At 63.6% G+C, this 21,154-nt stretch carries 21 protein-coding genes and 1 tRNA gene; 5 read left to right on the top strand and 17 right to left on the bottom strand.

The genetic code is table 11. The features are described 5' to 3' along the window. Window positions 1–47: 47 nt before the first annotated feature. From flgL to IEW63_RS03305, 13 genes are all read right to left on the bottom strand, one after another. On the bottom strand, window positions 48–1,322 hold the full coding sequence (flgL, locus tag IEW63_RS03365; protein ID WP_188635156.1) for a flagellar hook-associated protein FlgL: 1,275 nt from the start codon (window positions 1,320–1,322) through the stop codon (window positions 48–50). Between the two features lie 13 nt (window positions 1,323–1,335). Next, the gene (gene flgK / locus IEW63_RS03360; RefSeq protein ID WP_188635155.1) at window positions 1,336–3,354 is read right to left on the bottom strand and encodes a flagellar hook-associated protein FlgK; all 2,019 of its coding nucleotides are present in this window, start codon (window positions 3,352–3,354) and stop codon (window positions 1,336–1,338) included. A gap of 3 nt (window positions 3,355–3,357) precedes the next feature. Beyond that, window positions 3,358–4,425 carry a flagellar assembly peptidoglycan hydrolase FlgJ gene (gene flgJ / locus IEW63_RS03355; RefSeq protein ID WP_188635154.1) on the bottom strand — a complete coding sequence of 356 codons (1,068 nt, stop codon included), beginning with the start codon at window positions 4,423–4,425 and terminating at the stop codon, window positions 3,358–3,360. Window positions 4,426–4,436: 11 nt separating this feature from the next. Beyond that, window positions 4,437–5,534: a flagellar basal body P-ring protein FlgI gene (locus IEW63_RS03350; protein ID WP_188635153.1), complete on the bottom strand. Its 1,098-nt coding sequence runs from the start codon at window positions 5,532–5,534 to the stop codon at window positions 4,437–4,439. A 10-nt stretch (window positions 5,535–5,544) separates the two neighbouring features. After that, window positions 5,545–6,219 carry a flagellar basal body L-ring protein FlgH gene (gene flgH / locus IEW63_RS03345; RefSeq protein ID WP_188635152.1) on the bottom strand — a complete coding sequence of 225 codons (675 nt, stop codon included), beginning with the start codon at window positions 6,217–6,219 and terminating at the stop codon, window positions 5,545–5,547. A gap of 26 nt (window positions 6,220–6,245) precedes the next feature. After that, window positions 6,246–7,031 (bottom strand): flagellar basal-body rod protein FlgG, encoded by a 786-nt coding sequence (gene flgG / locus IEW63_RS03340; protein ID WP_188635151.1) that lies wholly within the window; start codon window positions 7,029–7,031, stop codon window positions 6,246–6,248. Window positions 7,032–7,078: 47 nt separating this feature from the next. Next, window positions 7,079–7,816: a flagellar basal-body rod protein FlgF gene (gene flgF, locus IEW63_RS03335; RefSeq protein ID WP_188635150.1), complete on the bottom strand. Its 738-nt coding sequence runs from the start codon at window positions 7,814–7,816 to the stop codon at window positions 7,079–7,081. A 198-nt stretch (window positions 7,817–8,014) separates the two neighbouring features. Next, on the bottom strand, window positions 8,015–9,433 hold the full coding sequence (locus tag IEW63_RS03330) for a flagellar hook protein FlgE (protein ID WP_188635149.1): 1,419 nt from the start codon (window positions 9,431–9,433) through the stop codon (window positions 8,015–8,017). Window positions 9,434–9,463: 30 nt separating this feature from the next. Continuing rightward, window positions 9,464–10,138, bottom strand: coding sequence for a flagellar hook assembly protein FlgD (locus tag IEW63_RS03325; RefSeq protein ID WP_188635148.1), 675 nt, complete (start codon window positions 10,136–10,138; stop codon window positions 9,464–9,466). Window positions 10,139–10,149: 11 nt separating this feature from the next. Next, window positions 10,150–10,593 carry a flagellar basal body rod protein FlgC gene (gene flgC / locus IEW63_RS03320; protein WP_188635147.1) on the bottom strand — a complete coding sequence of 148 codons (444 nt, stop codon included), beginning with the start codon at window positions 10,591–10,593 and terminating at the stop codon, window positions 10,150–10,152. A 2-nt stretch (window positions 10,594–10,595) separates the two neighbouring features. After that, complete coding sequence (gene flgB / locus IEW63_RS03315; protein WP_188635146.1) at window positions 10,596–11,000, bottom strand: flagellar basal body rod protein FlgB; 405 nt, start codon at window positions 10,998–11,000, stop codon at window positions 10,596–10,598. A 186-nt stretch (window positions 11,001–11,186) separates the two neighbouring features. Beyond that, window positions 11,187–12,014: a CheR family methyltransferase gene (locus tag IEW63_RS03310; protein ID WP_188635145.1), complete on the bottom strand. Its 828-nt coding sequence runs from the start codon at window positions 12,012–12,014 to the stop codon at window positions 11,187–11,189. A 12-nt stretch (window positions 12,015–12,026) separates the two neighbouring features. After that, complete coding sequence (locus IEW63_RS03305) at window positions 12,027–12,956, bottom strand: chemotaxis protein CheV (RefSeq protein ID WP_188635144.1); 930 nt, start codon at window positions 12,954–12,956, stop codon at window positions 12,027–12,029. A gap of 115 nt (window positions 12,957–13,071) precedes the next feature. Here IEW63_RS03305 and flgA point away from each other — a divergent pair, with 115 nt between their 5' ends. The 4 genes from flgA to IEW63_RS03285 all read left to right on the top strand — a co-directional run bounded on the left by flgA (window position 13,072) and on the right by IEW63_RS03285 (window position 15,587). Then, a complete protein-coding gene (gene flgA, locus IEW63_RS03300) occupies window positions 13,072–13,797 on the top strand; it encodes a flagellar basal body P-ring formation chaperone FlgA (protein ID WP_229710302.1) in 726 nt (241 codons plus the stop codon). Between the two features lie 164 nt (window positions 13,798–13,961). Further along, window positions 13,962–14,279: a flagellar biosynthesis anti-sigma factor FlgM gene (flgM, locus tag IEW63_RS03295; RefSeq protein WP_188635143.1), complete on the top strand. Its 318-nt coding sequence runs from the start codon at window positions 13,962–13,964 to the stop codon at window positions 14,277–14,279. 36 nt (window positions 14,280–14,315) lie between these two features. Continuing rightward, window positions 14,316–14,777, top strand: coding sequence for a flagella synthesis protein FlgN (locus IEW63_RS03290; protein ID WP_188635142.1), 462 nt, complete (start codon window positions 14,316–14,318; stop codon window positions 14,775–14,777). 60 nt (window positions 14,778–14,837) lie between these two features. Further along, window positions 14,838–15,587, top strand: coding sequence for a flagellar brake protein (locus tag IEW63_RS03285; RefSeq protein ID WP_188635141.1), 750 nt, complete (start codon window positions 14,838–14,840; stop codon window positions 15,585–15,587). Window positions 15,588–15,589: 2 nt separating this feature from the next. Here the strand turns inward: IEW63_RS03285 and IEW63_RS03280 are convergent, their stop codons facing one another. The 3 genes from IEW63_RS03280 to IEW63_RS03270 form a co-directional block, all read right to left on the bottom strand. Next, the gene (locus IEW63_RS03280) at window positions 15,590–16,903 is read right to left on the bottom strand and encodes an MFS transporter (protein WP_188635140.1); all 1,314 of its coding nucleotides are present in this window, start codon (window positions 16,901–16,903) and stop codon (window positions 15,590–15,592) included. A 71-nt stretch (window positions 16,904–16,974) separates the two neighbouring features. Next, complete coding sequence (locus IEW63_RS03275; protein WP_188635139.1) at window positions 16,975–19,122, bottom strand: hypothetical protein; 2,148 nt, start codon at window positions 19,120–19,122, stop codon at window positions 16,975–16,977. Window positions 19,123–19,224: 102 nt separating this feature from the next. Further along, window positions 19,225–19,301, bottom strand: a tRNA-Arg gene (locus IEW63_RS03270). 304 nt (window positions 19,302–19,605) lie between these two features. Here IEW63_RS03270 and IEW63_RS03265 point away from each other — a divergent pair. Next, window positions 19,606–19,932 carry an Arc family DNA-binding protein gene (locus IEW63_RS03265; protein WP_188635549.1) on the top strand — a complete coding sequence of 109 codons (327 nt, stop codon included), beginning with the start codon at window positions 19,606–19,608 and terminating at the stop codon, window positions 19,930–19,932. Between the two features lie 77 nt (window positions 19,933–20,009). On the opposite strand, the gene IEW63_RS03260 is transcribed toward IEW63_RS03265, so the two are convergent. Further along, entirely contained in the window at window positions 20,010–21,146 is a 1,137-nt protein-coding gene (locus IEW63_RS03260) for a sodium ion-translocating decarboxylase subunit beta (protein WP_188635138.1), read from the bottom strand. Window positions 21,147–21,154: the final 8 nt, after the last annotated feature.

The raw sequence follows: 21,154 nt of genomic DNA, 5'->3' as shown, positions 1-21,154 counted from the left end.
GCGATCGGGCTGCGACAGCAGCCCGGCCTGTTCCGCTGTGCCGATAATCAGCGCAGGAAGTTGAACAGGCTCAGTCCGCTGACCTTGACGAAACTCTGCTGCGCCGCCTGCAACACGATGCTCTGCATGCTCAGTCGGCTCAGCGCCTCGGCGTAATCCAGATCGGCCAGTCCGGACTGCACCTGGGTGTTGATCAGGCTGGCTTCGTCATTTTCCAGCTGTGCGGACTCGATCACGTTGAGTCGCGCCCCCAGGCTGGTCTGCACACCCAGCACCTGGTTCATGGCATTGTCGATGTTCTGCAGGCTGACGGCGAGCATGTCGCGGCGCTGCAGCTTGCCTTCGGTACTGTCATCGCCCTTCTCCAGGGTCTCACGCAGCAGGCGGATGCTGTCGAGCACATTGCGCCGTTCCCCATGTCCTTCTTCGCCAACCTGAACACTGAACTCATCAGCCGCTGCCAGGTCACCGTCCAGAGTCACCATCACTCCGGCGTGGCGAATCTCGTAGCTGCCACTTTCATTGGCCTGCAGCTCGCCGGCAACCGGCGGAGCCAGGGCATTGCCGTCGGCATCGAGGATCTCATACCCGGCAGCTGCGCCTTCGGCGTCGGCGGTGATGCGAATACTCATTGCCCCCTGGGGATGGAACCGGCTGTCGTACAGCTGTTTGTTCTCCACCACGCCCAGCGAGATACGGACCCTCGCCTGCTCGTCCGGATCGGCCGGCACGGTTACCCCGGTCGTCACCCGGTTGACGTTCGCGACGTCGACGAACAGTTCCTTGCCATTGTCATTCATCGCGACCATCTTCGAGCTGCCGATCTGGATCGAGCGCTGCCCTTCGTCACCCTGGTAGCTGTAGCTGCCGTCGGGTTGGCGAACGAAGGGCTGGGTGTCGCTCCGGAACCCGCCGAACAGGTATTCGCCGCGGGCATTCTGGCTGTTCATCAGCCCGTAGAGCTCGTCCTCCCGTTCGACCAGCTCCTGTGCCAAGGCCTGCCGTGCGCCGGCGTCCAGCGCACCGTTGCCCGCTTCCAGGGTGATTTCCCTGACCCGCTGCAGGACATTGTTGACCGAGTTGAGCACGGCTTCCTGCTGGGTCAGGCTGTTGGTCGCGGCGGTGATGTTTTCACGGTACTGACCGAGCTTGCTGGCTTCCTGCTCCAGCTGCAGCAGACGGACCGATGCCACGGGGTCATCCGCCGGCGTCAGCATGCGCTTGCCGGAGCTGATCTGCTCCTGGGTGCGGGTCACCGAGGAATAATTATCCTGGATGCCCCGCACGCCGCTGTTGAATGCCTGAATGGTGGAGATACGCATGCCTGTCCTCTCCTCAGCGCATCGTGTTGATCAATGTATCGAACACGGTACGCGCAACTTGAATGATCTGCGCCGAGGCGTTGTAGTACTGCTCGAACTGGATAAGGCTTGCCGCCTCTTCATCGAGGTTGACCGCCGATACAGAGTTGCGGTTGTTGGTCGCCTGCACCAGCATCGCCTGGTTGGCCTCGCTCTCGGTCCGCGCCTGGGCGGTGAAGGTGGCGACTCGCTGCACCAGATCGCCGTAACCATCCAGCAGGGAGAAACCACGGGCGCCCTCGGTCTTGCCGAGCACCGGGCGATTCTGCAGCTCCGACAGCTGCAGCGCGTTGCGGTTATCGGCCACCCCGCCCTGGTTGAAGCTGACGGTAAAGGTGTCGCCATCCAGCGCACGGCCGGACAACCCCATGCTGAAGGACTGCCCGCCGAGGGTGAACTCGAACTGCTGCGCCGCGCCCGGTGCGGCAATGGTGATGGCTGCGGGCGAGACCGGCCCGGGGTCCGCGCTCAGCTCCAGGGTCCCGGTGCCGTCGGCATTGGCCGAGTAGGTGAAGCTGACCCCTTCCGGCCCGGTCAGTGCCACCAGCGCATCCATGTCCAGCGGCCCACTGCCGCCAAGCAGTACCGGCTGGCTGACCGCACCGGTACCTCGGTTATCAAGACCGGCCTGGGCAGCCATCGGCGCGGCAAACGCCAGCTGCTGCGGCTCGGTCATCACCACTGCCATGCCCTGGGCTGCAGAACGGGTGGGTGTGAGCAGATAGCGGTCGCCCGACCGGAAGTTACCCGCATCCGGCTGCTGGCTGAGATCCAGGCCGTCGAAGGCGGGATAGCGACCGTTCGGGTCACCCGGGGCGGCGTTCAGATCAAAAGGTCCGAGCACCCGGTTGTCGCCGATACGGCGCACGGTGAACTCGGTATCGGAGGTGAAGGTCAGCTCGTAATCCGAGGTGCTCAGCTGGCTGGTGTCGGTAATACGCACATCCAGCGAGGCATCCGACTGGTTGCTCTCGCGCCCGCGACTGCGCAGGTCGAGCATGTCGCGACTGTTGATGTCATTGAACAGAGGACCGCCGACATTGCCGTTGAGGTCCAGCCCCTTGGCCAGCTGCTGGTTGAATTCGCTGGCGATGCCCAGGGACATGCGGCCCAGCGCATTCAATGCCAGGTCCAGCACATCCCGACGATAGTCCAGCAGACCGCCCAGCTCACCACCGCTGATCAGGCCGGTGACATCCTGCCCTGCATTGCCGCTGACCAGGCGTATATCCATCCGTGACGGGTCGGCCAGGCCAGGGGCAGCCTGGAGCACGGAGGCCTCCTTGCCGATCACCAGCGGCTGGCCGGAGCCGATGAACAGGTTGATACTGTGGTCATCCTGATTGACCACCGTGACCCCGATATAGCCGCTGAGCTGGCGAATGGCTTCGTCCCGCGCATCCAGCAGGTCGTTGGGCGCAGCGCCATTGGCCGCCGCCTTGGCAATCGCATCGTTGAAGCCGGCCACCGACTGCGCCAGCCGGGTCACCTGCTGCGCCACCGTGGTCATCTGGTCGTTGATGAACCTGTTCTGAGTGCTCAGCTGGGCATGCACCGAGTTGAAACGCCCTGCCAGCCCCTGGGCTTCGGACAGGAACAGCTGGCGTGCCGGCAGGCTGGCGGGGTCCTCGATGGCGGTCTGCAGCGCGCCGAAGTAGTTCTGCATGCCGGTGGTGATGCCGGAAGCGGTGCTCGACAGCGTGCTGTTGAGCTCCTCGATCTGCGTCCGGTAGGCCTCGTTGGCCGCCGCCGCCGAAGTGGTGCTGCGGACCTGGTTGGTCAGGAACTGGTTGTAGATACGCTGGATATCCACGACCTTGGTGCCGTTGCCCATGAAGCCGGCACCGGTGAGGTTGGCCGGATTGGTGGTCTGGATCGCCGTCTGCCGGCTGTAACCGGGCGTATTGACGTTGGTGATGTTCTGACCGGTGACCGACAGCTGGGTCTGTGCCGCACGCAGCCCACTCAAGCCAACCTGAAACAGATCCGACATGGCTTACACCCTACCCTGGCTGGTGGCCGGACTGGCCGACGCGGTTGCATTCTCGCTGATCAGCTTGCGGGCGATCTGCGACACCTTGCTGGCATAGCGCGGGTCGGTGGCATAACCGGCCGCCTGCAGTTCGCGGAAGAAGACATCACCGCTTTCGGTACGCTTGAGCGCCTGGGCGTAGCGTCCGTTGCGATGCAGGAAGTCCACGTAGTCATCGAAGCTCTGCTCGAATGAGTCGTAGCTGCGGAAACTGGCCCGCTCCTGCTGTCGAACCCCGTCACGGTATTCGCTGGTCATGACACTGGCCGACTCGCCCTGCCACTGGCCATGGCTCTTGATGCCGAACAGGTTGTAGCTGCTGGAGCCGTCACCGTTGCGGATGATGGACTTGCCCCAGCCGGTTTCCAGCGCGGCCTGGGCCACCAGATAATGCGGATCGACGCCCAGTCGTGCGGCGGCCTTCTCGGCCATCGGCAGCATGGCTGCGGCAAATTCGGCGGGGCTGTCAAAGCGCGTCGGTGCCGGCTGGGCTGCGGCGGCACGTTCAGCGGCGCGGATACCCCGTACCGGCTGCCAGCTCGCGGCTGGCTCCGCCGCTGCCGTCACCGGGCGGGAAGGCGCAGGCTCGCCAGCAGCAGCCGGCTGCTGACCGAGACTGACTTCGCCACGGCCCATGCTGATCGCCAGACGTCGGCGCGCCAGCAAGGCGGAGTGGTCAGCCGGCCCGTCCCCAGCTGCCGAGACCGCGACAGCCGGCTTCGGCCCGGCGCTGGTCGGCGAAAGCTGGCGGAGCATGACATCGGCCAGCCCCATGCCCTGCCTTTCCGACAGGTGCACAGCCATCTGGCTGTCGTACATGTCCTGATAGAAGCGGGTCTGGGGCGTGTTCAACGGGTTGCCCTCGGCGAACACCTGGTTGGCCTCGCGCATGCTCTTCATCATGACGTTGAGAAACAGCGACTCGAACTGGCGCGCCACCCGCTCCATGTTTTCGGGGGTGTCCGCCTTGCTGCCACTTTTCATCTGCGCCATGGCGTTGAGATCGGTGTAGCTGAGACTCGGGCCGTTCATGTCATTACTCCTCAGATCACGACCAGCTCGGCATTCAGGGCGCCGGCCTGCTTGAGTGCTTCGAGAATCGCCATCAGGTCACCCGGGGCAGCGCCCACCTGGTTAACCGCGCGCACGATCTCGTCCAGCGAGACGCCGGGATTGAATACGAACATGCGGCTGTCACCCTCTTCGATGGCGATCTGAGAGCTGGGGGTGATCACCGTCTGACCGCCGCTGAAGGGCTCGGGCTGGCTGACCTGATAGTTCTCGCTGATGGTCACGGTCAGTCCGCCATGGGTCACCGCTGCCGGCTGCACCCGTACATCCTGACCGATGACGATGGTGCCGGTACGCGAGTTGATGACGACCCGGGCGGCGGCGTTGCCCTGCTCTATCTGCAGGTTCTCGACCATGGAGAGGTAATCCACCCGCTGATTCGGATCCAGCGGCGCCCGCACGCGGATGGAACCGGCGTTCATCGCCTGAGCCACATCCGGGCCGAAGGTGTTGTTGATCTGGTCCACCACCCGCTTGGCGGTGGTGAAGTCCGGCCGGTTCAGGTTGAACACCAGGTGATCGCCGCTGGCGAAGGGGTTGGCCACGGCCCGCTCCACCGTAGCACCGTTGGGGATGCGCCCGACGCTGGGCACATTAACGGTGATGCGCGAGCCATCGGCGCCCTCGGCACCGAAACCGCCGACGACCAGGTTGCCCTGGGCAATGGCATAGACATTGCCGTCGATGCCCTTGAGCGGCGTCATCAGCAGGCTGCCCCCGCGCAGGCTCTTGGCGTTGCCTATCGAGGACACGGTGATATCGATGGTCTGGCCGGGGCTGGCGAAGGCCGGCAGCTCGGCGTGGATGGCCACTGCCGCGACGTTCTTCATCTGGATGCGGGTGCCCGGCGGCACGGTGATACCGAACTCGGTGAGCATGTTGTTGAAGGTCTGCACGGTGAACGGCGTCTGGGTGGTCTGATCACCGGAGCCATCCAGCCCCACCACCAGACCGTAGCCGATCAGCTGGTTGCTGCGGATACCGGCGATGCTGGCGATGTCCTTCAGGCGCTCGGCCTGGGCCAGCGGAGCCACCAGCGCCAGACAGAGGCAGATCAGCAATGTACGCATGGGCAACTCCTCAGAACGGCCACACCGGGCTCATGAAAAACTGGCTCAGCCAGCCCGGCTTGCTGGCATTGGCAAAGGCGCCGGTGCCGGAATAGGTGATGCGGGCATCAGCGATGCGGGTCGAGGGCACGCTGTTGTCGGCACCGATGTCATCCGGGCGAATCAGGCCGGACAGGCGGATCAGCTCGTCGCCGTTGTTCAGGGTGATCCACTTCTCGCCGCGCACCGCGAGCAGCCCGTTGGGCAACACATCGGCAACGGTGACGGTGATCGAACCGGTCAGGCTGTTGCTCTGGTTGGCATCGGCCTCGCCGTTGAAACCACGGCTGCCGCCCAGCTCGACACCGGTGTTGATGCCGGCAATGCCACTGCGTCCGAACAGCATGGGATTAGCGATGCTGACACTGCTGTCCTTGCTGATTTCGTTCTCGGCCTTCTTCTGCGCTGCCATCCGCTCGGTGAGCACCACGGTGATTACGTCACCGATGCGGTTGGCCTTGCGATCCTCGTACAGATTGGTCTCGAAGCCGGCCTGGTAGATGGCCCCGTTGTTCAGTTCCTGGGGAATGGGCGTGCGCGGCATGACCGGAGCATAGGCCGGATCGTCAGGCTTGGGCGGGGTCTGTACGCAGGCCGCCAGGGTGGCCATGCACAGCAGCATCAGGGTGGCACGCAGGGCTTTCATCTCGTTTCTCTCCGGGAACCGATCAATTACAGGTTCTGGCTGATGTACTGCAGCATCTGGTCAGCGGTGGAAATGACCTTGGAGTTCATTTCGTAGGCACGCTGGGTGGTGATCATGTTCACCAGCTCCTCGACCACGCTGACGTTGGAGTTTTCCAGGGTGTTCTGCAGCACGGTACCCAGACCGTTCTCACCGGGGTTGCCGACCTGCGGGGCGCCGCTGGAAGCGGTCTCCAGGAACAGGTTGCCACCGATGGCCTGCAGCCCCGCCGGGTTGATGAAGTCGGCGGTCTGGATCACACCCACTTCCTGCACGCCCGGGTCGCCGAATACCGAGATCGAGACGGTGCCGTCCTCGCCCACGGTGAAGGTCTGCACGTCCTCGGGCAGGTTGATGCCCGGCTCCAGCGGGTAGCCGTTGGAGGTGACGATGCGACCATCCGCATCCAGGTGGAAGCTGCCGTCCCGGGTATAGCCGATGTTGCCGTCGGGCATCAGGATCTGGAAGAAGCCCCGGCCGTTGATCGCCATGTCCAGCGGCTGCTCGGTGGTCTGCAGGGTACCGGTGGTGAAGATCTTCTGGGTGCCGGCCACGCGCACGCCGCTGCCCAGCTGCAAGCCGGAGGGCAGCTGGGTGTCCTGGGTGCTCTGGGCGCCGGGCTGACGCTTGATCTGATAGAGCAGATCCTCGAACTCGGGGCGGTCACGCTTGAAGCCGGTGGTCGAGACGTTGGCCAGGTTGTTGGAAATGGTGGTGAGCATGGTGTCCTGGGCGGACAGCCCGGTCTTGCTTACCCAAAGTGCTGCGTGCATCTGTCTTCTCCTTGCGCATCAGTGACTGACACGCCTGCTGAATCCGCTTAGCTGATCTGCAAAAGCTTGTTGGTGGACTGGGCGTTCTCTTCGGCGGTACGCATCATCTTCACGTGCAGCTCGAACTGCCGCGCCAGCGACAGCATCGCGGTCATCTCTTCCACCGCATTGACGTTGCTGCCTTCAAGAAAACCGGTCGCCAGCGTCACCGCGCCGTCGGCCGGCTGCGGCTGGGCATCTGCGGTGCGCATCAGCCCATCCGGGCCCTTGACCATGTTCTGTTCGGGCCGCACCAGCTTGATCCGGTCAACTTCCGCCAGCACGTTTGGCGCTTCGCCCTGGGCGCGGAAACTGATGGTGCCGTCGGTGCCGATCTCGACCTTGTCCGCCGGCGGAATGGCAATCGGGCCGGCGTTGCCCAGCACCGGCAGGCCACTGCTGGTGCGCAGGACGCCGAACAGGTCTATCTGCAGGCTGCCGGCGCGGGTATAGGCCTCGGTACCATCGGGCGCCTGCACGGCAATCCAGCCCTCGCCGTTGACAGCCACATCCAGGTCACGCCCGGTTTCCTGCATCGCACCGGCGGACAGGTCGGTGCCAGGCCGTTCGGTCATGGCGTAGACCCGCGTCGGAAAACTGTCGCCGAAAACCGGCATGGAACGGGCTTGTTCGAAATCCCGGCGGAAGCCGGTGGTTGCCACGTTGGCCAGGTTGTTGGCGTGGGCACGCTGGGCCAGCATGTTCTGGCTGGCTCCGCTCATGGAAATGAAGAGTGATTTGTCCATTCACCTGCTCCGCTCCGGCGTTCCGCGACGGGAAACTGCCGATTGTGAATTAAGTCACAGTTGATCAAGCAGGGTTCGTGCCAAGTCCAGGCAGCCGGGGCGAAGGCGCAGAAGTGCGGGGTTGGAGGGTCTGCACAAATGAAAAAGCGGCAATAGCGGCAACCGGAGTTGCCGCTATTGCCGCTGCTGCAGCCGGGATCAGCGCAGGTTGATGATGGTCTGGGTCACCGCATCTTCGGTCTGGATGGTCTTGGCGTTGGCCTGGTAGTTGCGCTGGGCAACGATCAGGTTGATCAGCATCTCGGACAGGTCGACGTTGGACTGTTCCAGGGCGCCGGACTGCACCATACCCAGGGTACCGCTGCCCGGTGCACCGACCACCGGCTCGCCGGATGCGCTGGACTGGGCCCAGGCGGTGTCCCCCAGCGGCTTGAGCCCCTGCTGGTTGGCAAAGGTAGCCAGCACCAGCTGGCCCTGGGTCTTGGTCTGGCCATTGGTGTAGCGTGCAATGAGCATGCCCTGATCATCGATCTCGAGCCCCGCCAGCTCACCGGTGGTGTAACCGTCCTGCACCACCGAGGTCACACCGAAACCGGAGGCGTACTGGGACGAGCCGGTCAGGTCCAGCGTCAGCTCCTGAAGCTCGGCACCTGCCGGCTGACCGTTGGCATCCAGCGGACGCCATTCGGGAATGGTAGTGGTCTGCCCCGCCACCAGCGCGCCCGCGGCGTTGAATCGCAGCTGGTACGGCTCGCTGCTGAACTCGGGATCGGTGGCAGCCACCCCGGCCAGGTTGCGGCCATCGATCAGCACGTGCATGTCCCAGGTGTTGGCGTCGGTCTTGATGAAGTACTTGGACATCACATGGGAATTGCCAAGACTGTCGTATACCGTCACCGAGGTGGAGCTGTTGTAGGTGGAGGAGTCCGACGGATCGAAATTGGCCACCGCTGTGGTATTGGCTGCGGTGCGGGCCGCCGCCGCGGCAATGCCATCCGCTGCTGCCCGCTGCTCTGCGGTAGGGGCATCCGGGTCGGCCCCGATGTCGACCAGATGGTCCCTGTAGGCCTGTGCATAGGTGGAGTCGTAAGTGTTCTGCGCGGCAACCGGCCTGACACTGGACGAGTTGAGGTTCAGCGTCGAGTTGATCACGCTGGTGCGGTTCGGGTTGGCCGCGCGGGTGTCGACCCGGAGGTCGGTCGGCACACCTTCGTTGATGCGACCGGTCACCGCATTCACCCCGTAACCCTGCAGCCGTCCGCCCAGGTTGTTGACGATGAAGCCTTCGCGGTCGGTGCCGAAGTAGCCGGCCCGGGTGTAGCTCAGGGCGCCGTTGTTGCTGGTGACGAAGAAGCCGTTGCCGTTGATCGCCAGGTCCAGGCTGTTTTCGGTGTAGTTGATATTGCCCTGGGTGAAGATCTGCGCCACGTTGTTCAGCACCACCCCGCTGCCCTGGGCGTTGGACCCGGTGCCGAGAATGGATGCCGCATACACATCGCCGAATTCGGCACGTGCACTCTTGAAGCCAACGGTACTGGCGTTGGCGATGTTGTTACCGGTGATATTCAGATCGGAGGATGCCGCCCGGATACCACTGAGACCAATATTGAAAGACATGATCGACTCCTTTTCGCTGTACGGACGACGTTATTTACCGATAGTGAAGACTTCCGACAGGCCGATACTGCCCAGGCCCGCCAGATTGAGAACCATTTCACCGCCATGCCCCACCCCGAGTGAGACGCTGTCCACATTGGCCGGCAACAGGGTGGCCAGCTGAGTGGTCTCGCCGTTGATGCTGGCCTGGGCCTCGAAGCGGTATTTGCCGGCCGGCAAGGGATTGCCGCTGGCATCCAGCCCGTCCCAGGCAAAGTCGCGGATACCGGTTTCCTGCGCTCCGAGGTTGACCGTGGCCACCATGCTGCCGGCATCGTCATAGACGTTGACCAGTACCGCCGGGCTGGACTGCGGTAACACCAACTGGCCCGAGAAACCTGCCGCCGGGTCGACCATGGCCCGCTCGCTCGGGAATACCACGGTGCGGCCGACCATGGAGGACGCCTGCAGCGCCTGGGACGACTGGAAGCTGCTGGCCATGGCGTCGATGCTGGAGTTCATCTTCTCGATGCCCTCCACGGTGCTGAACTGCGCCAGCTGGGCAATGAACTCACCGTTCTCCTGCGGCGCCAGCGGGTCCTGGTTGTTCAGCTGGGCCACCAGCAGTTCGAGAAACTCGTTCTTGCCCAGCTCGTCACCCTTGGCAAACCGGCCCTGGTCCAGCTGATACTGGTCGAGCAGGCTGTTACCGACACTGATGTTCATTCAAGGCTCTCCTATTGCCCAAGGGTCAGCACGCGCTGGAGCATGGTCTTGGCGGTATTCATGATTTCCACGTTGGTCTGATAGGCCCGGGAGGCAGCCATCATGTTGGCCATTTCCTCGACCACGTTGACGTTGGGGTAGTACACATAGCCCTCTTCGTTGGCCATGGGGTGATCGGGCTCGTAGCGGGCCTGCAGCTCCGCGTCGGATTCCACCACGCCCACCACATTGACGCCCTGCCCCGCCTGGTCATCAGGCGCGAACAGCGATCCACCGAGCGCCTGCTGCTGCTCGTTGAACATGGTGGCGAACACGGCCTGGCGCGCCCGGTAGGTCTGGTCGATGCTGCTGGAAACGGTATCGGCGTTGGCGATGTTGCTGGCCGTGGTATTGAGCCGCACGGACTGGGCATTCATGCCGGAGCCGGCAATATCGAAGATTCGGTCAAGGGACATGGTCAATCACCCCGCAGGGCCGTCATCAGGCCCTTGAACTTGCTGTTGAGGAAAGTGAAGCTGGCCTGGAAGTCAACGGCGTTCTCGGTGTAGCGAGCCTGTTCGGCCTGCACCTCCACGGTGTTGCCGTCGATCGAGGGCTGGCTCGGCGTGCGATAGCGCAGCCCTGCGGCCTGGTCGATCAAGCTCTCCACCTGCAGATGGTTGGCGTGGGTACGGGTCATCTGCACCGAACGCTGGTCGCCGCTCTGCTGGGCCTCCAGCACACTGACAAAATCCAGATCGCGGGCCTTGAAGTTGGGGGTGTCGGCGTTGGCAATATTGTTCGCCAGCACGGAGGCGCGCTCGGCCCGAAAGGCCAGGGCCTGCTCATGTACTCCCAGGGCGCGGTCAAAACTCAAACTCATGGTGGGCAATCCTCACAACGGCCCGAGGGGCCAGTGGTTCCTTGCCAACCATGAAGCAATAGCCGTGCCAGAAGGGTGAACCCGCCGGTTATGCGGCGTTCAACGGAAAGGGGCACCGGCGGAGCGGCAAGCGCTTACCGCCCTGCGGCAAGCCGCAGCGGCAACCGGCAGCGTGCCGCCCGCCTGTTACCGTGCCTGATAGATGATGCCGGGATTGCACTGCACCATGCTGTACAGTTCGGGCAGTCCATTGAGCGCCTCCGAGGCGCCGAGCACCAGGTAGCCGCCGGGCCTGAGGGTGGCGTGAATGCGCCGCAGGATGTCCTTCTTCACGTCGGCGGAGAAATAGATAAGTACGTTGCGGCAGAAAACGATATCGAACCTGCCGAGGATGCTGTAGCTGTCCAGCAGGTTGAGCTGGCGGAACTCCACCCGGTTGCGCAGAGCCTGCCGCACCTCCCACTGTCCCGGCGCTACCTCATCGAAATAACGGTCCCGCCGCTCCCGCGACAGGCCCCGGGCCATCGCCAGGGTATCGTAGCGGGCGGCCCGGGCGGCATTGAGCATGGTGGCGGAAATTTCCGTGGCGACGATCTGGGCCCCGCCGCGCAGCTGCCCGGGATTGGCGCGCTCGAACTCATCGATCGCCATGCTCAGCGAATAGGGCTCCTGACCCGAGGAGCAGGCCGCCGACCAGATGCGCAGACGCTGCCCCGGCTGGCCACGCAGGAACTCCGGTATCAACCGGGACTTGAGCACTTCGAACGGATAGCCATCACGGAACCACAGGGTCTCGTTGGTGGTCATCGCGTCGACCACCAGCTCGCGCAGGCCCGAGCGGGGCTGCAGCTGCACCTGTCTTACCAGCTCGCCGAGGCTGCGGATTCCCCGCTGCTCCAGCAACCGCCCCAGACGGCTGGATACCAGGTACTGCTTGTTGTCGCCCAGCACAATGCCGCTGGTCTGCTCGAGATAGTCCCGAAACAGATTGAAATCCGGATCAGCCAAGCTCACGCATAAGCTCCATCATGTTCCCACCCCCTGCATACGCGCCAGCACCCGCTCCGCCAGCTCGTCGGGGCTGAATTTGGCGAGGAAGTCATCCGCGCCTACCTTGCGTACCATGGCCTGGTTGAATACTCCCGACAGCGAGGTGTGCAGCATGACATGCAGCCCCTTCAGTCGCGGATCGTTTCGCACTTCTGCGGTGAGAGTGTAGCCGTCCATCTCCGGCATTTCGATGTCGGAGATCATCATCAGCAGTTCGCCGGGCACGTCGACGCCCTGATCCGCCTGGGCCTGAAGCCAGTCCAGTGCCTGCCGCCCGTCATTCAGCGCGTGCACTTCGATGCCCAGCGCCTCGACGCAGCGGATGATCTGCCGGCGCGCCACCGACGAGTCATCGACGATAAGTATGCGCCGCGAGCCGGGGCCGGCTACCGGTCCGCCTTCACGGGCCCGCTGCGGAACCGGATCAACCACGGCGATCACCTCGGCCAGCACCTTCTCCACGTCGACGATCTCGACCATCTGCTCTTCCACCCGGGTTACCGCAGTCAGGTAGTGATCCCGACCCGTGCCACGGGGCGGCGGATGCACGTCGCTCCAGTTCAGGTTGACGATGCGCTCGACCGCCCGCACCAGAAACCCCTGCACCCTATTGTTGTATTCGGTGATGATGACGAAGGCGCTCGAAAGATCCTCCAGCGCCCGGCCACCGGTTGCCCGGCCCAGATCGATGATCGGCAGCGTACCACCGCGAATGTGAGCGACACCGCGCACCATGGGGTTCAGGCGCGGTATCGCGGTCAGCCGTGGACACTGCAGCACCTCCTTCACCTTGAATACGTTGATGCCGTACAACTGGCGACCGTTCAGCCGGAACAGCAGCAGCTCCAGACGGTTCTGCCCGACCAGTCGCGTGCGCTGGTCCACCGAGTCCATAATTCCAGCCATGGATTGCTCCCGTAGCGATGATCTTCAAGCGGCATGAAGCTTGCTTGATTCATCAGAAGGTTTGGGGCGCGCCGGCATATTGACAGCGCCGCCTGATTTCAAGAGGTTGGATTATATGCAGTTACCGGCATTCGCCATCAGAATGATTGCCACCCTCGTACTGCTGGGGTGTGGCAGTCTGCATGCCAATCCGCTTATCGATCAGCTTATCGGCACCACTGGCGCATATCTTGAGGAACAGGTTGTCGCTCACCTGGAAGGCAATACCCGGCACACGCGCCACGAGATCAGCGTGAACCGTCTCGACCCGCGATTGCGGCTGCCGCTTTGCCCGGAGGATTCGATAAGCGCCCAGCTGGAAAGCCCGGCGGTGCCTGTGGGCCGGGTTACCGTAAGGGTCAGCTGCGACAGCACCGAGGCCCAGTGGCGGCTGTTCGTGCCGGCCACGGTGGATCTGTTTCAGCAGGTGGTCATCAGCAGCCGACCGCTGGCACGCCACGCCGTCATCGGGGCCGGCGACCTTGCCCTGCGCGAGCGCAATGTCGGCCAGCTCAGCGGCGGCTACCTGACTGAAGCCGAACAGGCCATCGGCATGCGGGTGCGCCGCCCCATCCCGGCGGACAGCGTCATCAGCCCCAACCAGCTGGAACAGGACGAGACCGTCAAGCGCGGTGACCGGGTGGTGATCACCGCGGCCAACAGCCGGGTTGCCGTTCGCATGCCAGGAGAAGCGCTGGAAAGTGGCAGCACCGGAAGCCAGATACGGGTGCGCAACACCCGCTCGGACCGCGTCGTACGGGCACGCATCATCGGCCCGGGCCAGGTGGAAGTCGGCATGTGAGCCTGCAGCATGGGTTATACTTGCCAGCAGATCCGGTTCCCATGCAAACTGTGCGATTCGTCACAAAATCAGCCGCAGCCTGATTTTTTTCGCTGAAGGGCTAAAGTTTCCAGTGAGGCGGTCGTTACAGATGCTGATGAAGCATTCAGGCTGAGGACAAGAACATGGTCATAGATTTCAACACCAGCAGCGCCGGCGGTGCCGCGCGCAGCACGCAGAGCAATGCCACCGCCGCCAGGCGCGACGTCGCCGCCGAGCGCCCCGCTGCCCAGCCCCAGCCCGGCAACCAGACAGCGGCGGCGGACTCGGGAGTGAAGCTGAGCAGCCAGGCCCAGCAGCTGCAGGCGATCGAAGAGCGCCTGCGGGAGCTGCCGGAAGTGGACAGCGCCCGTGTCGAACAGATCAGGCAGGCCATCGCCGATGGCAGCTACAAGCCGGACAGCGGCCGCATTGCCGACAAGCTGATCGCCCTGGAGTCCTGAGTGGCGGCGGGCGCAACCATCAACGGAGAATGACGGATGCAGCATCTTGGTGAGTTGTTCGCCAGCGCCACGGAATATTGCCAGCGGTTTGCCGAGCTGCTCGACCAGGAAAAGCAGGCCCTGCTGGATCAGGACATGGCCGCGCTGCAGGCCCTGATCGACGCCAAGACTCCGCTGATGGCCTCCCTCGCTGCAGCGGAGCGGGCGATCGAGGCACAGTTGAAACAGATGGGCCGGCCCGCCGACCTCGGCCTCGGCGACTTCATCTCCGGCCTGAACGACACCGAACTGGCTGACCGGCACGCCGCCTTCCTGAATGCGGCCCAGGCGTGCCGGGACGCCAATCTGCGTAATGCCCGCCTGATTCGCCACAGTCAGCATATCAACAGCCACCTGCTGGACCTTCTGCGCAACCAGGGGGAAGCCAGCCTTGATGTCTATGACCGACAGGGTAACGCCAGTCGAGCACGACCCGGACGGCCGATCAGTCGGGCCTGACGTCCCGGCAGTTCAGCGGTTGTTTCAGTCAGGATTTACGGATGAGAAGCTGACGTGTCAATGTTAACCGAACACCGGCCGGGCCCCCAGCCACCAAGGGAAGTCACCGCGCCACTGGAAATCCAGTCGCTGCTGAAGAGCCTGCAGAACGCCCGCACGCCACTGGAAATCCGCTTCGAAGGCCGTACCCAGATCTTCCAGAGCTTCCTTGTGGCCATTGACCCGCAGGCCGGCACCCTGTGCATCGACGAGCTCATCCCCTCGGTGGGCGAAAAATGGATCGACCAGGGCGAGCCGTTCCGCATCGATGGCTGGCAGGACGGCGTGCACATGCGCTGGCACTGCGCCAGCGGTACCCGCGTGGAACTGGAGGACGGCGCCCCGGCGTTCGTCGCTTCCCTGCCCACCCAGTTGACCTATCACCAGCGCAGAGGCGCGTTCCGCGCCCAGGTTCACCGCAGCATCGAAACCAGCCTGGAGCTGATCCAATCCGGCGAAGCGCGCAGCCACACGGGCGAACTCCTCGATATATCCGCCACCGGCTGCAAGGTGCGCATGGCCGGCAACCTGGTGGCAACGCTGCAACCGGGCGGGCGGTACGAGCAGAGCCAGCTGCAACTTGATGCGGAGCAGCGCTTTCCCGTCAACGTGGAGATCCGCCACCGTCAGTACTTCGAAGAGCGCGACGAGACCCATGTGGGGGTGCACTTCCATCAGCCGGCCACCCCCGCCCAGCGGCAGATAGACCGCTTCGTCACTCACCTCCAGAGCGAAGCCCGCCGACTGGCTGCCCGCGACGACCTGTTCTGATTTCAGCCGGGCCGATGCTCGGCGTCGTCCTCGTCAACCGCCTCCTCCGCGATCGGCTCCTCGTCCTGCATCTGCTCGATCACCACCTGCTCATCCACCCGCGGGTCAATCGCTGCCGCCAGGGGTGACGTGGCCAGGTTGCCCGCTGCCGGCATGAACTGGACCGGCGCCTCTTCCACCAGGTTCTCTCCGGTAACCCGCTCGGGACGCACGAACACCACCAGCAGCAGGCTGCTGCAGGCCATGAACACGTACAGCATCCCCGGGCCCGCCAGCTCCATCAGCGCCGCACCGAACAGGGGGCCAGCGCTGGCGCCAAGGCCGAAGGTCATCAGCAGCGTTGCGGCCAGCTGGACCCGCCGCTCCTGATCAACGTGGTCGTTGGCCAGAGCTACCGCCAGCGGATACAGGGTAAAAGCCATGAGTCCGAACAACCCGGTCAGCACCATCAGCAACAGGGGCGAGGACGTCAGCGCAATCATCAGGGCGATGGTAGTCAGCAGGATGGCATTCACCTGGATCATCCGGCTGCGGTCGATCCGGTCGGACAGCCAGCCGGTCGGCCCCTGGGCAAACAGCCCTGCGCCGATCGTGACCGCCATGAAGATACCGATGGCATGCGTATCCAGTCCCTGGGTGGCCGCATAGGCCGGGGCCAGCCCATAGAAACCGCCCAGAATGAGCCCGGCGACGGCAATGGTGCTCAACGCCTGGGGAATACGCCGGATGAACAGGCGGACCTCAAGGGGCGCCGGGTGCAGCGGAGCCGGGTGCAGCCGCCGGGTCACTGCCACCGGTACCAGACAGAGCGAGAAGCAGATGGCTACCAGGACCACGTGCCTGAAGGTGAGTTCGGGCATCAGCGTCAGCAGCAACTGCCCGAGCCCCAGACCGAGAAAGGTCACCAGCATGTAACCGGCGAACACCCGTCCCCGCTGATGGGACTCGGCCTGCTCGTTGAGCCAGCTTTCCAGCACCATGTACTGGCACATCATTCCCAGCCCCACCAGCCAGCGCAACGCCAGCCAGACCTCGACGCTGGACGTCAGCGCGTGACAGAGTACCGATGCCGTTACCACCCCGGCGCTGGCCACGAACGCGCGGATATGGCCAACGCGGGCGATCAGCCGGTGGCCGACCGTCGCTCCCATCACCAGACCGACGTAATAGCCGGTCATCAGCAGTCCGATCCATACTGCATTGACGTTGTCGGCGGACAGGCGCAGCCCCAGGTAGGTGCTGAGCAGCCCGCTGCCCACCAGCATCAGCAGGGTGGACAGATAGAGCGAAGAAAACGAGGTGAATGTGCTGGGCAATGGGTCCTCCGGTAGCCTTGCAGTTCTGCCTTGCCTGGCCTGGATGATCGGCCGCCACTCCATGCGACCCGCTATAGCATAGCAGCACCACCCAGCCAGCCGGCGCGCACAGCGAGGAACACCGCTCCGACCACGACCAGCAGCACCAGCAGCCAGGGCAGCAGCCGTGGGCCAGGGGCATAGGGATCGCGCAACGCCCGGTCCGAACCGTCGGGCAACCTGGCCAGCTGGGTGAGCGTGGTGCCGAAGGCAATGTTGATGCGCGCCTGGGTGTTAACCGCCCAGCCATTGGCGTCCAGAATCGGGCCGAGATTGCGACGCCGCAGCTTGAACCAGGCCATCAGCATCGACGGCCCCGAGATCAGCAGCAGCACGCCCGCTATCACCAGCGGCCACTGCCACCACTGCAGCGCCAGCAGCCCCCTGAAGATCGATGCCAGTGCGGCGCCCAGCACGCCCACCGCCAGGCCGAGCGCGGCGAAGATGCCGGCGAACCGGGCAATGTCGAAGGTCCTGGTCATTGCGGTGCTCTCCGCCGGTGCTGCTGCGGCGCCCCCTACCCTGGCCGCCGCGTTGTTGACCAGCGCATCATCCCGGCTGGCAGCGAATTTCTGGATCTGCTCGGATACCAGGCGGGAGACTCTGCGGTACGGCGACCAGAACGCTTCCCGGACACTGATTGCGTTCTGTACCACCTTGACCACGGTAGCGTCCCAGTCGTTGCCCTGGCGATCGTAGAACAGACCATTGCGGCCGACCATGAGCTCGCCTTCGTCTCCCGCTGTCACTGCTGCGACGATGTTCAGAGACTCGCGCTCGCGGACCGGCTGACCGCGACGGGTACAGGCACAGTACAGCAGGAAGCTCTCGCTGTTGGCCGCCACCTTGCTGTGGGCATCCACATCCCCGACCTCGACCACCAGATCGCAGCTGCGCCCGTCTATATAGAGGCGGCCCGCCTGGAACACCGCCTTGTCCCTGCGGCAGTAGAAATCCTGAAAGGAAACGAAATTGCGCAGCAGTGGTACCAGACCCCGCTGCAACCGCAGCAGCCTGTCCAGATCGACCAGTCCGCCGGCCGCCTCCGCTACCTCCATATCCCTGGCCACGAGGGCCAGCAGTCGGCCCTGATAATCTCCCTCCACCAGCTCGGCGATACGCTCCACGGTCAGGTGCTCGAGGATACCCACCTCGGGCTTGGCTGCCTGCCAGGCGAAGTATGCGTTGCTGCGCGCGGTCAACTCCTGCCATTGGCTGCGGCTGAGGCTGTCGACATCCCCCAGCACCGGCTTTACAACATGTTCGCGCAGCGCCTCCATGGCCGCGCGCCACGCCGGGTTGATGCCGGCCACCAGCGGCAGGGATTCCCCATGCTGCAGGCTGGCCAGCGGCAATTCCGCGACGCTGCCCGGATCCGCCAGGTTCATCGCCGACAGGCGCGCCAACTCCCCTTCATCGGCATTCATGATGCTGGCCGCCCGCGGGTCGAAGGCAACCATCTCGACCCGGGTGAAATAATCATCGATCTTGTCCCGCAGCGCGCTGATCGCGGCAATGGCCTGCTCGTCATCCGGGCCGAGGGAGTACACCCCATGCTTTTCTGCGTCCCGCTGCCATTCGTGTACCTGCCTGGCCTGGGCGAAGAAGTCGTTGATACCCGCTTCGGAGACCGCCGGCTCACCACTGCGGTCCTTCTGCGGGCCCAGACACCTGATGATGTCGGCGATGGCCTGCTGCAGCTCCGCATCGGTTGTCAGGGCAGCCGGAACCAGGCCGTCGCCGTTGGGCTCGCCCGGCGGGAACAACGCGGCGAGATCATCCGTGTCGGCCGGGGTCAGGGTGCCTTCCTCACCGCGGCCCAGTACCTGCAACAGGCGGCGCGCGGCTATAGCGAGCTGCTGCCCCTGGGCACCGGCGTGAAGCGAAGCCAGACTCAGCGGCTCTTCCCGGAACAGACTGCCGGGGTCAGCCAGGCGGGCCAGCGTCCAGTCGACCGCGTCGAGGATTTCGGGGGCTCGAATCCGCCCATCGCCATTGACATCTATATAGGCGAGCATGCGCTGATCAAGCTCGAGATTTGCTGTGGGGCAAGCAAGTGCTGCCCAGAGTTTCTGATCCAGATTGCGCAGCGCAGCAAGATCCTCCGGCGCTTCCAGCCGTACCTGATCGAAGCCGCCAGCACGAAAGAACTTCCAGCGATGGGTAGATGGTGAGCCCATGACACTTCCTTACTCGGCAAGTAGAATCGAAGCGTATTCTGGCAGCAAACCGGGAATCGGGCGAGTGCCGCGGAGGAAGATCGAGGGCGTATCGAAAGGAAATGGTGCGCGAGCCCGGATTCGAACCGGGGACCTACCGCTTAGGAGGCGGTTGCTCTATCCAGCTGAGCTACAAGCGCACGAAGGGAACCTTGCCGCGGCAGATAATAACCGATTCTAAGAATACTTGACCACCTTGACAATTGGTGCCAAAGTTCGATTGCAAATGGCCAGCGACGGAAAGCCGTCGCAATCCAGACGTAATTCCGGCGCTTTTCGACGAAAGTCGGAAATAACGGCTGGAAATTGAGCATATTGGCTCGATTCATTGTCCATCACTCTGGAGTTGGGGCCCGCCCCGCAGCTCCAACGAGAAGGCAGATTGGATGGCAGGAAGCCATAGATTCCAACTGGCCGGGATCGATTCATCAGATAAAGCGATTATTGTTGCCCATGAAAACTGCACTCCAGCAATACACCAGCAGAACCGCCGACAAGTTTGTCGTCCGTCTTCCGGAAGGCATGCGAGACCGCATTGCGGAGGTCGCCAAACAACACCACCGCAGCATGAACTCCGAAATCATCGCGCGGCTCGAGCACAGCCTGCTGGACCTTCCCAGCCTTCCCGAGTACCCCTCCCGCCAGACCCTTGGCGAGCAGCGGGTGGAAGAGCTGAATCAGCCCGAGCGGGAACTGCTGATGCGTTTTCGCGAGATGAGCCGTCGCCAGCAGAACGCGCTGATTGCCTTGCTCGCTGCCGAACAGGCCTGATCGCATCCGCATCTGAGAAGGTCTCTGCTGAAAAGCCCGCCCGGGTTATCCCGGGCGGGCTTTTTTCGCGACAGCCTTCAGCTGACGAAGGTCAGCAATATCCCCGCCGCCACTGCCGAGCCAATCACACCGGCCACGTTCGGCCCCATGGCGTGCATCAGCAGGAAGTTATGCGGGTTGGACTCCAGCCCGACTCTGTTGGAGACCCTCGCGGCCATGGGAACGGCGGATACACCGGCTGAACCGATCAATGGGTTGATCTTGTGGTTGCTGAACAGGTTCATCAGCTTGGCCATCAGCACCCCACCGGCAGTCCCCACGCAGAACGCCACCATACCGAGCACAAGAATGCCCAGGGTTTTCAGCTGCAGGAAGGAGTCGGCTGACAGTTTGGACCCGACTGCCAGGCCGAGGGCGATGGTCACTATATTGATCAGCGCATTGCGAGTGGTGTCCGCCAGACGCTCGACCACCCCGCACTCGCGCATCAGATTACCCAGGCAGAACATGCCGATAAGCGGCGCGGCGTCCGGAAGCAACAGAGAAATCAGCAGCAAGAGCACCAGTGGAAATATGATCTTCTCCACTTGCGAAACCGGCCGCAACTGGGTCATGACGATTGCTCGTTCCTTCTCGGTGGTAAGCGCCCGCATGATCGGTGGCTGGATGAGCGGCACCAGAGCCATGTAGGAATACGCTGCCACCGCGATCGGGCCGAGCAGGTCCGGCGCCAGCTTGGAGGTGACGAAGATCGATGTCGGCCCGTCCGCTCCACCGATGATGGCGATCGAGGCAGCTTCCCGCATGGTGAAATCAAACCCCGGGACGCCCCAGACAGTAAGCGCCAGCGCGCCAAGCAGCGTGCCAAAGATGCCCAGTTGCGCAGCCGCGCCCAGCAGCAGGGTACGGGGGTTGGCCAGCATGGGACCAAAATCGGTCATCGCCCCTACCCCCATGAAGATCAACAGGGGAAACACGCTGGTAGGTATGCCGACCTCGTAGATCAGCATCAGCAGACCGCCCGGCGCCGCCATGCCCGCCACCGGCAGGTTGGCCAGCAGCCCGCCGAACCCGATCGGAATGAGCAGCAGCGGCTCGAAGCCCTTGCGGATTGCAAGATATATCAACAGCAGACATATCAGGATCATCAGCAGCTGGCCCGCCGTCATATGATACAGGCCGGTGGTCTGCCAAAGCAGAGTCAGTTTATCCACGACGCTCT

This window comes from Halopseudomonas pertucinogena, assembly GCF_014646575.1.
GTDB classification, from domain to species: domain Bacteria; phylum Pseudomonadota; class Gammaproteobacteria; order Pseudomonadales; family Pseudomonadaceae; genus Halopseudomonas; species Halopseudomonas pertucinogena.
The sequence above is the reverse complement of the archived record's forward strand: the minus strand, read 5'-3'. Positions and strand labels throughout refer to the sequence as shown.